At 61.8% G+C, this 11,933-nt stretch carries 12 protein-coding genes; 9 read left to right on the forward strand and 3 right to left on the reverse strand.

What is annotated here, in order from left to right; all coding sequences use genetic code 11:
* Positions 1 to 74 precede the first annotated feature (74 nt).
* A complete protein-coding gene (locus ACW9JE_RS23485) occupies positions 75 to 440 on the reverse strand; it encodes a tryptophan synthase subunit beta (protein WP_457434105.1) in 366 nt (121 codons plus the stop codon).
* Between the two features lie 230 nt (positions 441 to 670).
* Between ACW9JE_RS23485 and ACW9JE_RS23490 the strand changes: the two genes are divergently transcribed.
* From ACW9JE_RS23490 to ACW9JE_RS23525, 8 genes are all read left to right on the forward strand, one after another.
* Positions 671 to 1,558, forward strand: a complete 888-nt coding sequence (locus ACW9JE_RS23490; protein ID WP_224538273.1) for a TauD/TfdA dioxygenase family protein — start codon at positions 671 to 673, stop codon at positions 1,556 to 1,558.
* Positions 1,559 to 1,576: 18 nt separating this feature from the next.
* The gene (locus ACW9JE_RS23495) at positions 1,577 to 2,602 is read left to right on the forward strand and encodes an ABC transporter substrate-binding protein (protein WP_457434106.1); all 1,026 of its coding nucleotides are present in this window, start codon (positions 1,577 to 1,579) and stop codon (positions 2,600 to 2,602) included.
* 5 nt (positions 2,603 to 2,607) lie between these two features.
* Positions 2,608 to 3,468, forward strand: a complete 861-nt coding sequence (locus ACW9JE_RS23500; RefSeq protein ID WP_457434107.1) for an ABC transporter ATP-binding protein — start codon at positions 2,608 to 2,610, stop codon at positions 3,466 to 3,468.
* A gap of 21 nt (positions 3,469 to 3,489) precedes the next feature.
* Positions 3,490 to 4,356 (forward strand): ABC transporter permease, encoded by an 867-nt coding sequence (locus tag ACW9JE_RS23505; protein ID WP_457434108.1) that lies wholly within the window; start codon positions 3,490 to 3,492, stop codon positions 4,354 to 4,356.
* Positions 4,357 to 4,552: 196 nt separating this feature from the next.
* Positions 4,553 to 5,473 (forward strand): LysR family transcriptional regulator, encoded by a 921-nt coding sequence (locus ACW9JE_RS23510; protein WP_224538265.1) that lies wholly within the window; start codon positions 4,553 to 4,555, stop codon positions 5,471 to 5,473.
* A 249-nt stretch (positions 5,474 to 5,722) separates the two neighbouring features.
* Positions 5,723 to 7,252: an MFS transporter gene (locus tag ACW9JE_RS23515; RefSeq protein ID WP_224538264.1), complete on the forward strand. Its 1,530-nt coding sequence runs from the start codon at positions 5,723 to 5,725 to the stop codon at positions 7,250 to 7,252.
* 26 nt (positions 7,253 to 7,278) lie between these two features.
* Complete coding sequence (locus ACW9JE_RS23520) at positions 7,279 to 8,337, forward strand: HlyD family secretion protein (protein WP_224538262.1); 1,059 nt, start codon at positions 7,279 to 7,281, stop codon at positions 8,335 to 8,337.
* Complete coding sequence (locus ACW9JE_RS23525; protein ID WP_457434109.1) at positions 8,334 to 9,914, forward strand: efflux transporter outer membrane subunit; 1,581 nt, start codon at positions 8,334 to 8,336, stop codon at positions 9,912 to 9,914. The genes ACW9JE_RS23520 and ACW9JE_RS23525 overlap by 4 nt, the downstream gene beginning before the upstream one ends.
* Positions 9,915 to 9,918: 4 nt before the next feature.
* Here the strand turns inward: ACW9JE_RS23525 and ACW9JE_RS23530 are convergent, their stop codons facing one another.
* Both ACW9JE_RS23530 and ACW9JE_RS23535 read right to left on the reverse strand, forming a co-directional pair.
* The gene (locus tag ACW9JE_RS23530; protein WP_457434110.1) at positions 9,919 to 10,677 is read right to left on the reverse strand and encodes a slipin family protein; all 759 of its coding nucleotides are present in this window, start codon (positions 10,675 to 10,677) and stop codon (positions 9,919 to 9,921) included.
* Between the two features lie 2 nt (positions 10,678 to 10,679).
* Positions 10,680 to 11,213, reverse strand: a complete 534-nt coding sequence (locus tag ACW9JE_RS23535; protein WP_457434111.1) for an NfeD family protein — start codon at positions 11,211 to 11,213, stop codon at positions 10,680 to 10,682.
* A gap of 196 nt (positions 11,214 to 11,409) precedes the next feature.
* Here ACW9JE_RS23535 and ACW9JE_RS23540 point away from each other — a divergent pair, with 196 nt between their 5' ends.
* Complete coding sequence (locus ACW9JE_RS23540; RefSeq protein WP_457434112.1) at positions 11,410 to 11,871, forward strand: aminoacyl-tRNA deacylase; 462 nt, start codon at positions 11,410 to 11,412, stop codon at positions 11,869 to 11,871.
* Positions 11,872 to 11,933: the final 62 nt, after the last annotated feature.

Consider the following 11,933-nt stretch of genomic DNA (forward strand, 5'->3'; position numbering starts at 1 on the left):
GGGGCAATGCGTTCCGAATGTAGGAGCGAGGCTTGCCCGCGAAGACGTCAGCACAGTCAACGAGGATCCAGTACTCAGATAAACCCATCCTCGTCATCATCCACCAAATGACTCAACCCCCCCAACGCCTCCCGCGCCTGGCTGCGATCCATGAGCTTGGCCTGCGCCGGCGCCGGCAAATCGGTCACCAGAATCACGCCTTTGCTGATCAGCACTTCGATCAAGTCGTCGAGTACCCGGATCATTTCCAGGTCGCTCTGTTTGAGTTGCTTGAGCTGTTTAATCTGCTTGAGCTGTTTGAGGCTGGTGGACATCACCTCGTTGGCGAACCAGGCCTGAAGGTCGGGGTGGTCGGCCGGCAGCGTTTCCGTGGACTCGGCGTAGGCTTCGGCTTCGACGCGCATCAGTTGCCCTTCTGTATCGCGTTGCACGTAGAACATTGAGCATCCCTCCGAAGTGAACAGCGTCATGCTGTCAGCAGCATAGGTGAAATACGCCATATGGTTATTCGCTAACGGTATTTAAAATCGAGTTCTTATATCTATAAAGTCACACCCCTGCGTACCTGCCGACCAATCGGCGCGCCGCACGACACGAACCAACACGGGACATCCGTGAGTTTCTGATCGACGCGCGCGCCCCTTGAGCGCGCCGTGCGTGGGAGTGATTTATGTCAGCCGTTTCAGCATCGCGAGTTGCAGCGCCACAACACTTTGAAATCCGCCCGTTCAGCGGTGCGGTAGGGGCCGAAATCATCGGCCTGGATTTGTCCCGCCCGATCAACGATCAGGACTTCGCACGCATTCACCGCGCGCACCTGGACCATCACGTGGTGGTGTTCCGCGACCAACGCATCACCCCTGAGCAACAGATCGATTTCAGCCGCCGCTTTGGCGTGCTGCAGATCCACGTGCTCAAGCAGTTTTTGCTGGCGGGGCACCCGGAAATTCTTATCGTTTCCAACATCATCGAGAACGGCCAGAACATCGGCCTGGGCGATGCCGGCAAGTTCTGGCATTCCGATCTCTCCTACAAAGAGCTGCCGAGCCTGGGCTCGATGCTCCACGCCCAGGAACTGCCGTCCGAAGGTGGCGACACCCTGTTCGCCGACATGCACAAAGCCTGGGACAGCCTGCCCGACGCACTGCGCAAGACGGTCGAAGGCCGATCCGCGGCGCACTCCTACACGGCGCGTTACAGCGAGACCAAATTCGAAGGCAACTGGCGCCCGACCCTGACCCCCGAGCAGCTCGCTCAGGTGGCGGAAGTGGTGCACCCGGTAGTGCGTACCCACCCGGAAAACGGCCGCAAGGCGTTGTTCGTCAGCGAGGGTTTCACCACCCGCATCGTTGGCCTGCCGGAAGACGAAAGCCGGCAGGTGCTGGCCGAGCTCTACGCCCACAGCGTCCTGCCGCAAAACATCTACCGCCACCAATGGCAGCCCCACGACCTGGTGTTCTGGGACAACCGTTCGCTGATTCACCTTGCCGCCGGCTGCCCAAGCCACCTGCGCCGCAAGCTGTATCGCACCACCATCCAGGGCGACGCGCCTTTCTGATTTGTCGGAGATCTGATCATGTCCAAACGTCTTCCATTCACACCGCTGGCGGCCGCCATCGGCCTGGGTTTCAGCCTGATCGCCGGCAGCCTGGTGGCGCCGACCGTGGCCCACGCCGAAGGTGAAATCCGCATCGCCGAACAGTTCGGCATCGTCTACCTGCTGCTCAACGTGGTGCGCGATCAGAACCTGATCGAGAAGTACGGCAAGCAGGAAGGCATCGACATCAAGGTCGATTGGACCCAGCTGTCCGGCGGCGCGGCGGTCAACGATGCACTGCTCTCCGGTTCCATCGACATTGCCGGTGCCGGCGTCGGGCCGCTGCTGACCATCTGGGACCGCACCCACGGCAAGCAGAACGTCAAGGCCGTGGCTTCTTTAGGCAACTTCCCTTACTACCTGGTGAGCAACAACCCCAAGGTCAAGACCATCGCCGACTTCACCGAGAAGGACCGCATTGCGGTGCCGGCTGTGGGCGTTTCCGTGCAGTCGCGTTTCCTGCAATACGCGGCCGCCAAGCAGTGGGGCGACAAGGAATTCAATCGCCTGGACAAGTACACCATCGCCGTTCCGCATCCCGATGCCACGGCCGCGTTAATCGCTGGCGGCACCGAGCTGAGCGGACATTTCTCCAACCCGCCATTCCAGGATCAGGCGCTGGCCAACCCGAACGTGCACGTGGTGCTCAATACCTATGACTTGCTCGGTCCGAATTCGCCAACCGTGCTGTTCGCCACCGAGAAATTCCGCAACGAGAACCCGAAAACCTACAAGGCCTTCGTCGACGCTCTGACCGAAGCGGCGCAATTCGCGCAGAACGACAAGGGCGCGGCGGCCGACACTTACATCCGTGTCACCAAGGCGAAAATCGACCGCGCGGCGTTGCTGAAAATCATCGACAACCCGCAGTTCGAATTCAGCGTCACGCCGAAAAACACCTACCCGCTGGCCGAGTTCCTCTACCGCGTCGGCGCGATCAAGAACAAACCGGATTCGTGGAAGGACTACTTCTTCCAGGACGCCAAACCGCTGCAAGGGAGCTGATCGACATGAACGCCGCCTTGCAAGGCCACACGGTCAGCAAACCGGCCACGGCAGCCCAGGCGCTGCTGTCGGTCGATAATGTCAGCCTGGAATACCGCACGCCCCAGCGTGTGGTGCGGGCGACCCATCAAGTCAGTTTCGAGATCGATCCGGCGGACCGTTTTGTCCTGCTCGGGCCTTCCGGTTGCGGCAAGTCGACCTTGCTCAAGGCCGTCGCCGGCTTCATCCAGCCGGTCGAGGGCGAGATACGTCTGCAAGGCCAGCGCGTGGAGGCGCCGGGGCCGGACCGGATTGTGGTGTTTCAGGAATTCGATCAACTGCCACCGTGGAAAACCGTCAAACAGAACGTGATGTTTCCGCTGTTGGCCTCCAGAACCCTCAAGCGCAAGGACGCCGAGGAGCGGGCGCTGCACTACCTGGAGAAGGTCGGGCTGGCGGCGTTTGCCGATGCCTATCCGCACACGCTGTCCGGCGGCATGAAGGCGCGGGTGGCGATCGCCCGGGCCCTGGCGATGCAGCCGAAAATCCTGTTGATGGACGAACCCTTCGCCGCCCTCGACGCCCTGACCCGACGCAAGATGCAGGAAGAGTTGCTGCTGCTCTGGGAAGAGGTGCGCTTCACGCTGCTGTTCGTCACGCACTCCATCGAAGAAGCGCTGGTGGTGGGCAATCGCATTCTGTTGCTGTCGCCGCATCCGGGGCGGGTACGGGCGGAAGTGCACAGCCATCAATACGGTTTGCACAGCCTGGGCGGCGTGGAATTTCAGGCCTCGGCGCGGCGCATTCATCGGCTGTTGTTCGATGAAGGCCAGTCGCCGGAAACCGAGCGCGAACTGGATTTCACCGACATCCGCATCGCTTATTGAGCCAGTTCAGAGGAGGGCCCGATGAGCCATTTATCATCCCCGCGTGAAGAGTTCGAAAACGTTCTGCAACCGCTGACCAGCGTGCCGCTGGAGCGCGAGTTGCCCATTGGCCAACGCCTGTGGCAAGAGGGCTGGCTGCGCAAAAGCCTGATCCTGATCCTGCTGGCGCTGCTGTGGGAAGCCGTCGCGCGCTATCAGGCCAACGACCTGCTGCTGCCGAGTTTCCTGCAAACCGCGCATGCTCTGTACGACGGTTTGCTCAGCGGCGAGTTGCTGGGCAAGGTGTGGATTTCCCTGGTGGTGCTGGTCAAGGGCTACCTGATCGGCATCGTCCTGGCGTTCGGCCTGACCACCCTTGCAGTCTCGACCCAGTTCGGTCGCGATCTGCTCAGCACCCTGACCTCGATGTTCAACCCGCTGCCGGCCATCGCGCTGCTGCCGCTGGCGCTGCTGTGGTTCGGCCTGGGTCAGAACAGCCTGATTTTCGTGCTGGTGCATTCGGTGCTCTGGGCGCTGGCGCTGAACACCTACGCCGGCTTTCTCGGCGTCTCCGAAACCCAGCGCATGGCCGGGCGCAACTATGGCCTCAAGGGCATGCGCTTTGTGTTGTTCATCCTGATTCCGGCAGCGCTGCCTTCGATTCTTGCCGGGCTGAAAATCGGCTGGGCGTTTGCCTGGAGGACGCTGATTGCGGCGGAACTGGTGTTTGGTGCGACCAGCGGGAAAGGTGGACTGGGTTGGTACATTTTTCAGAACAGGAATGAGTTGTACACCGACAAGGTGTTTGCCGGGTTGGCGGTGGTGATTTTGATTGGGTTGCTGGTGGAGAATCTGGTGTTCGATTCGCTGGAGCGGGTGACGGTGAAGCGGTGGGGGATGCAGAGGTAGGCGGTGTCTGGTCTGGCCTCTTCGCGGGCAAGCCCGCTCCCACAAGGATTTGCGGCGAATGCGGATTTTGTATCCGACACAGCACCCTGTGGGAGCGGGCTTGCCCGCGAAGGGGGCCGACCTGCCTCCGCATGACCAACAGGATGTTTGCTAGCATTGCGCCTGACTCAATCCAGTCCAGCCAAGAGTGCTCAGCATGCAGCTCCCAGACATGAATCTTCTGATCGCCCTCGACGCCCTGCTCGACGAGGGCAGTGTGGTGGGTGCCGCGCGGCGGATGAACCTCAGCCCGGCCGCCATGAGTCGAACCCTGACGCGCATTCGCGAGGCCATCGGCGATCCGATTCTGGTACGCGCCGGTCGAGGTCTGGTGCCCACGCCCAAAGCGCTGGAGTTGCGCGATCAGGTACGGGACCTGGTGGAGCAGGCGGCGCAGTTGTTCCACTCGGCTCGGGTGGTGGATTTAGGCAGTCTGCGTCGGCGCTTCAGCATTCGCGCCAACGATTTCTTTGTCGGCGTTTACGGCGGCAAGCTGTTCGACTCCATGGAGCGTCAGGCGCCGCATTGCGAATTACGTTTCGTGCCGGAAGGCGATGGCGATGACGAAGCCTTGCGTGAAGGGCGTATCGATCTGAACGTCAGCAACAATCGTCCGCTGATGCCGGAAGTGAAGGTGCAGAACCTGTTTTCCACACAGTTCATCGGACTGGTTCGCGAGGATCATCCGTTGCTTGACGAAGAGATCACCGCCGCACGTTTCGCGAGCTTTTCCCACATCAGCGTGTCCCGCCGCGGCATCGCTCGCGGTCCTATCGACGCGGCGCTCGACGAATTGGGATTGGAGCGGCGGGTGGCAGTGATCGCCCCCAGCTTCCATGCCGCGATGTTCGCCTTGCCCGATTCCGACCTGATTCTGCCGGTGCCAAGGGAGACACTGTTGAGCGTGCGTCGTCTCGGTCTGAAACTGCGTTCGTTCACCTTGCCTGTCCCATTGCCAACCATCGTTTTAAGCCAGGCCTGGCATCCGCGTTTCGACAATGATCCGGCCCACCGCTGGTTACGTGAAACGGTAAAACACTGCTGTGATCAAACCTGGCTAGCAGCGCAATCGAACTGAAAAATCAAAAAACCGCAGTGTGCGGTATCACCCGCAGGGGCTAGGCACTAACACCTATGGATGGTGGCCTGCCTGATGCGCCGATGATAATTTTTTCCCAACATTTCTTCGCAAGGCAGATATCCGCCTTAGCCCGTTTTCGTCATTCGAATGCTGCGCCACGCGCACTTATACATTACCGATAAGTCAGTTTTCGTCAGCGATCGTGCTTCGTAGACTGCCGCCTTATTTATTCGGAGGTGTAAACCGATGACCTCTCTGACGGCCACGGTCTCTTCGGCCGTGCCCACTCCGGTCGCATCGACAGCATTTGGCCCGCGACTCATCATCGGTCTGGTGGGCGTATTGCTGGCGGTGCTGGTGTCGGGCCTGAACGAAATGGTGACCAAAGTCGCCCTGGCTGACATTCGCGGCGCCTTGGGCATCGGCTATGACGAAGGCACCTGGCTGGTCGCCTGCTATGCAGCGACCTCGGTTTCGGCAGCGGCCTTTGCGCCGTGGTGCGCGGTGACGTTTTCGTTACGCCGCTTCACCCTCTACGCCATCAGTGCCTTCACCTTTCTGGGCCTGCTGTGCCCACTGGCGCCGAATTACGAAAGCCTGCTGGTGTTGCGTACGTTGCAAGGTCTGGCCGGTGGCGCGCTGCCGCCGATGCTGATGACCGTCGCCCTGCGTTTTCTGCCCGCCAACGTCAAACTGTACGGCTTGGCGGGGTATACCCTCACGGCCACTTTTGGCCCCGGTCTGGGCACGCCACTGGCGGGTCTTTGGACCGAGTATGTCGGCTGGCAGTGGACCTTCTGGCAGATCGTGGTGCCGTGCCTGATTGCCATGCTGGCGGTGGGTTACGGCATTCCCCAGGACCCACTCAAGCTTGAGCGTTTCAAACAGTTCAACTGGCGCGGTCTGCTGCTGGGTTTTCCGGCGATCTGCATGTTGGTGATCGGCATCTTGCAGGGCAATCGGCTGGACTGGTTCGAGTCAAGCCTGATCAGCACATTGCTGGTGGGTGGCACGTTGTTGCTGGTGCTGTTTCTGATCAACGAATGGTCGCAGCCGATTCCGTTTTTCAAGATGCAGATGCTCGGTATCCGCAACCTGTCGTTCGCCTTGCTGACGCTGTCTGGCGTACTGGTGATTCTGCTGGCGGTGGTGATCATTCCGTCCAGCTACCTGGCGCAGGTCCAGGGATATCGCCCGGTGCAGACCGGACCTATCACCTTGCTGGCAGCCTTGCCGCAACTGATCGCACTGCCGTTGGTGGCGGCACTGTGCAATCTGCGCTGGGTCGATTGCCGCTGGGTGCTGGGGATTGGCTTGTGCATGCTCATCCTGTCCTGCATCGGTGGCTCGCACCTGACATCACAATGGATTCGCGATGACTTCTACGTGCTGCAGCTGCTGCAGATCTTCGGCCAGCCGATGGCGGTGCTGCCGCTGCTGATGCTGTCCACCGGCAGCATCCAGCCAATGGACGGGCCGTTTGCGTCGTCCTGGTTCAACACCGTGAAAGGCCTGGCCGCCGTTATCGCCACCGGCGTGCTGGAGACCCTGACCACAGCGCGGCTGCACTTCCATTCAACGATGCTGGTCGATCGCCTCGGCAATTCACCTCTGGCCGAATCCGACAGCGCAGGCCTGGCCCATCGGCTGCACGAGCAGGCCGTGGTGCTGACCGCCGCCGACCTGTACCTGTGCATGGCCGGCGTCGCCGTGGCGCTGATCCTGCTGATTTTCTGGATGCCGACGCGGATCTATCCACCGCGCGCACCAACCTGAACGCTCCACTGAAACAGAAGGTTTTTATGACGACTCAATCCAAGCAAAAACTGGCCGCATGCGTTGCCGTCGTGATCGCCGTGGGCGCGCTGATCTATCTGCTCGGCCCGTTCGGCCAACGCACGCACCAGACCACCAACGACGCCTATGTCTCGGCGGATTACACGCTGGTGGTGCCGCGTGTAGCCGGCTTCATCAAGCAGGTGCTGGTGGAAGACAACGAACAGGTCAAGGCCGGGCAGTTGCTGGCGCTGATCGATGATCGCGACCTGCGCGCCGCCGCCGATGCGGCGGCTGCCGAAGCGCTGGTGGCTCAGGCGCAATTGCAGAATGCCAAGGCGACTCTCGAGCGCCAGACTTCGGTGATCGCTCAGGCCCAGGCGTCGGTGGTGTCGGCCAAAGCGGAAATGGCTTTCGCCCAGCATGAACTCAATCGCTACAACCATCTCGCCGGGGTCGGCGCCGGCACCGTGCAGAACGCGCAACAGGCGCGGACCCGCATCGATCAGGCCAGCGCGCGGTTGACTAATGTCACGGCGGTGCTGGCCGCCGAACGCAAGCAGGTGGACATCCTCACCGCCCAGCGCGATGGCGCTGAAGGTGGTTTGAAACGGGCGCAGGCGAAGCTGGAAATCGCCAGTTTCGACCTGTCCTACACCCGCATCGTCGCGCCGCAGGACGGCATGGTCGGCGAGCGTGCGGTGCGGGTGGGCGCGTACGTTACGCCGGGCAGCAAGCTGCTGGCGGTGGTGCCCCTGGCGCAGGCCTATGTGGTGGCCAATTTTCAGGAAACCCAATTGACTCATGTGCAGCCGGGGCAGGACGTTGAAATACGTGTCGACACCTTTGGCGGTGCGGCATTGAGCGGACGCGTGGAGAGCATTGCGCCCGCCACGGGTGTGACCTTCGCGTCGGTCAAGCCGGACAATGCGACCGGGAACTTCACCAAGGTCGTGCAGCGGATTCCGGTGAAGATCGTGCTGGAGCCGGGGCAGCCGTTGGCTGAGCGGTTGCGGGTCGGGATGTCGGTTGAGGCGCGGATTGATACGGCGGGTGTGACGGTGAATGAGGTTGTTCAGCGATGAAGAGTTTTGTTGCCTGTGCCGACGCCTTCGCGGGCAAGCCCGCTCCCACAGTGGACCGGGGTGACCACAAAATCCATGAACAACCGATAACCCTGTGGGAACGGGCTTGCCCGCGAAGAGGCCATCAGCCCCGACTCATCTCCAGTGCCTTGCTCGCATTGAGCCTCACCGCCTGCACAGTCGGCCCGGACTTCCAAAAGCCCGAAGCCCAGCAAATCACCGAGTGGTCAAAACCCTCAAAACCCGCCCCCAGCCAGGCCATCACCGAAACCCTGAACGAACGCTGGTGGGAAGTGTTCAACGACCCAAAACTCTCGGCCCTGAGCCAGCGCGCCCTGACCGACAACCTTGACCTCAAGCTCGCCAGCAGTCGCCTGGAGCAAAGCCGCGCCGTGCGCCAGGTGGTCACCGCCGACCGCTACCCGACCACCGCCGCCACCGGCAGCTACAGCCGTAAACGCAACAGCGGCGAAGGCTTGATGGACCCGTCCGGAAACAACGGCAATTCCGCCTTCAACCTGTGGGACGCCGGTTTCTCCGCCTCTTGGGAACTGGATTTCTGGGGCCGGGTGCGCCGCGAAACCGAAGCCGCCGACGCCAACCTGGAAGTGGCGGAAAACGATCGTCGCGGCGTGCTGCTGTCGGTGCTGGCCGAGACCGCCCAGGACTACATCCAGCTGCGTGGGGTGCAAAACACGCGGGCCGTCACCGAGCAGAATCTGGAGGTGGCTCGCCACAGCCTGAAACTGTCGCAACTGCGTCTGGGCGATGGTGTGGCCACTGACCTGGACGTCGCCGAAGCCGCCGCGCAAGTCGCAGCCATCGAATCGCGTCTGCCAGCGCTGGAGCAGCGCCAGGCGCAATTGATCAACGCCCTGAGCCTGTTGATGGGCGAGCCGCCCCAGGCGCTCACTGCTGAGTTGTCCAGCGACGCACCAGTACCGCAAACACCACGTCAGGTCGCCATCGGCCTGCCGTCGCAACTGGCCGAGCGCCGCCCGGACATTCGCCAGGCCGAAGCCCGCCTGCATGCCGCCACCGCCAGCATCGGCGTGGCCAAGGGCGATTTCTACCCGCGCATTACCCTGTCGGGCAATGTCGGTTCGCAAGCCATGCAACTGAGCGATTTCGGTTCCTGGGGCTCGCGCACGTTCGGCATCGGTCCGCAATTCAGCCTGCCGCTGTTCGACGGCGGCCGTCTGCGAGGCGTGTTGAATCTGCGCGAAGCCCAACAACAGGAAGCGGCCATCGCCTACCAGCAAACCGTGCTGCGCGCCTGGCATGAAATCGACGACCAGCTGAGCGCTTACAACGCCAGCCAGTTGCGCCGCGACAGCCTGGCCGAAGCGGTGCGCCAGAACCAGATCGCCCTGCAAACCGCGCAGCGCCAGTACGTCGAAGGCGTGGTGGATTTCGTCAACGTGCTCACCGTGCAAGGCGCGTTGCTGGCGACTCAGGAGCAGTGGGTCGAGAGTTCGACCGGCGTCTCGCTGGCGGCGGTCGGGTTGTATAAGGCGCTGGGTGGTGGATGGCAGTCGGTGTATCCGTTGGCCGCTGCCGGTGATCCTTCCCGCTGATGCTTTAAGGCTTCGACGACAGATCCGCCATCCCCTTGAGCAACTCGATCGGCAATGGAAAAACGATGGTCGAGCTCTTGTCGCCGGCAATCGAACTCAGCGTCTGCATATAACGCAACTGCATGGCGCCGGGTTGGCGGCCGAGCATTTCGGCGGCTTGCATGAGTTTTTCCGAGGCCTGCAATTCGCCTTCGGCGTGGATCACCTTGGCCCGGCGTTCGCGCTCGGCTTCGGCCTGGCGGGCGATGGCGCGGATCATCGATTCGTTGAGGTCCACGTGCTTGATCTCGACGTTGGCGACCTTGATGCCCCATGCGTCGGTCTGGGCGTCGAGCACTTGCTGGATGTCGATGTTCATCCGCTCGCGCTCGGCCAGCAGTTCATCCAGTTCGTGTTTGCCGAGAACCGCGCGCAAGGTGGTTTGCGCCAGTTGGCTGGTGGCCATGAGGAAGTCTTCGACCTGGATGATCGCCTTCTGCGGATCGAGGACGCGAAAGTACAGCACGGCGTTGACCTTCACCGACACGTTGTCGCGGGTGATGACGTCCTGCGTCGGCACGTCCAGCACCACGGTGCGCAGATCGACGCGGACCATTTGCTGGATCACCGGAATCAGCAGGATCAGGCCAGGGCCCTTGACCTGCCAGAAGCGGCCGAGCTGGAACACAACCCCGCGCTCGTACTCGCGCAGGATGCGAAAGGTCGAGCTGGCCAGTGCGATCAGCAACAGCAGGAGTGCGACGAAACCCAGTTGCAAGCCCATGTTCATTCTCCCTTCGATACCGCGTCAGTCGCGGACACTTCCAGCATCAATCCCTTGCGAGCCACCACCCGCACCCGTTGCCCGATCTGCAGCGGGTTGGCGCTGGTCACTTGCCAGCGTTCGCCCTGCAGATGCACCCAGCCCTGGCAGGCATAGCCAGCCTGCAACGACAACACCGGTGCCACGCTGCCGAGCAGCCCGGCATCGCCACTAACGTTGTGGCGCGGTCGGGTTTTCAGGGCGCGGATCAGCAGGAAGATCAGCAGCAGGCCGCTGATCAGTCCAAGGCCGATCATCAGGGGGACGGGCAGTTCAGCGTTGGTCAGGATCACCGCACCGATCACGAACATCACGATCCCGCCCAGGCCGATCACGCCGTAGTTGGGCAGGGCGGCTTCGGCGATCAGAAAGGCGATGCCGAAGGTGATCAGCCACATGCCGATGGGGTCGGGGGCGGGCATGCCGGCGGTGTCCGCAGCGAGGGCGGAACCGCTCAAAGCCAACAGCCAGACGATGGCACAACAACGCGTGTTCACGAGACCCTCCGGGAGAGTCGTGGGTGGTTCTGTCTACAGTTTAGTTGACGGGTCGGCTGTATGAATTTTGCTCAGTTGTCGACCTGTCCGGTGGGCGGATTTCCCGCCGGATCGCCCCTGCGGGCCTAGACTTTGAGTACGAAGAAAAGCGTCAACCAGCGTCCGCCAGCAAGCATGGCGGACTCGGAGGTGCATCATGCGAATGGCAAAAACCGTGCAGAGAAGCCTCGACAGGGCTCAATGCCAATACGACATCGTCACCCATCCTCACTCGGCCAGCAGCCTGGAAACGGCGCGGGTCGCAAACATTCCGGCGGAGCGGATGGCCAAGTCGGTCATCCTCGACGACCACCATGGTCGCTACCTGATGGCCGTGCTGCCCGCCAGTCGTCACCTGGACCTGAGCAAAGTTCGCAGCAGCGGCGAATGGCAGGTCTCGCGTGAAAGCAACTTGCCGCACCTGTTCGAAGACTGCGAACGCGGCGCCGTGCCTGCCCTGGGCGAAGCCTATGGGCTGGACGTGGTCATCGACCCGCTGCTGACCCGGCAAAAAGACATCTATCTGGAAGCCGGCAATCACATCAACCTGCTGCACATGGACATGCCCGAGTTCCTGAAAATGGTGCCGCATGCGCAGGTTCGGGAGTTGAGCAGTTAGATGTGTAGTGCTTGTGCTGCCGTCTTCGCGGGCAAGCCTCGCTCCTACAGGTCACCATCCAT

The sequence above is a fragment of the Pseudomonas sp. SDO55104_S430 genome (genome assembly GCF_054070595.1).

Bases quoted from the DNA above. Each gene is read 5' to 3' on its own strand.
- ACW9JE_RS23485 (WP_457434105.1), bottom strand. From the start codon at position 440: ATGTTCTACGTGCAACGCGATACAGAAGGGCAACTGATGCGCGTCGAA.
- ACW9JE_RS23490 (WP_224538273.1), top strand. From the start codon at position 671: ATGTCAGCCGTTTCAGCATCGCGAGTTGCAGCGCCACAACACTTTGAA.
- ACW9JE_RS23495 (WP_457434106.1), top strand. From the start codon at position 1,577: ATGTCCAAACGTCTTCCATTCACACCGCTGGCGGCCGCCATCGGCCTG.
- ACW9JE_RS23500 (WP_457434107.1), top strand. From the start codon at position 2,608: ATGAACGCCGCCTTGCAAGGCCACACGGTCAGCAAACCGGCCACGGCA.
- ACW9JE_RS23505 (WP_457434108.1), top strand. From the start codon at position 3,490: ATGAGCCATTTATCATCCCCGCGTGAAGAGTTCGAAAACGTTCTGCAA.
- ACW9JE_RS23510 (WP_224538265.1), top strand. From the start codon at position 4,553: ATGCAGCTCCCAGACATGAATCTTCTGATCGCCCTCGACGCCCTGCTC.
- ACW9JE_RS23515 (WP_224538264.1), top strand. From the start codon at position 5,723: ATGACCTCTCTGACGGCCACGGTCTCTTCGGCCGTGCCCACTCCGGTC.
- ACW9JE_RS23520 (WP_224538262.1), top strand. From the start codon at position 7,279: ATGACGACTCAATCCAAGCAAAAACTGGCCGCATGCGTTGCCGTCGTG.
- ACW9JE_RS23525 (WP_457434109.1), top strand. From the start codon at position 8,334: ATGAAGAGTTTTGTTGCCTGTGCCGACGCCTTCGCGGGCAAGCCCGCT.
- ACW9JE_RS23530 (WP_457434110.1), bottom strand. From the start codon at position 10,677: ATGGGCTTGCAACTGGGTTTCGTCGCACTCCTGCTGTTGCTGATCGCA.
- ACW9JE_RS23540 (WP_457434112.1), top strand. From the start codon at position 11,410: ATGCGAATGGCAAAAACCGTGCAGAGAAGCCTCGACAGGGCTCAATGC.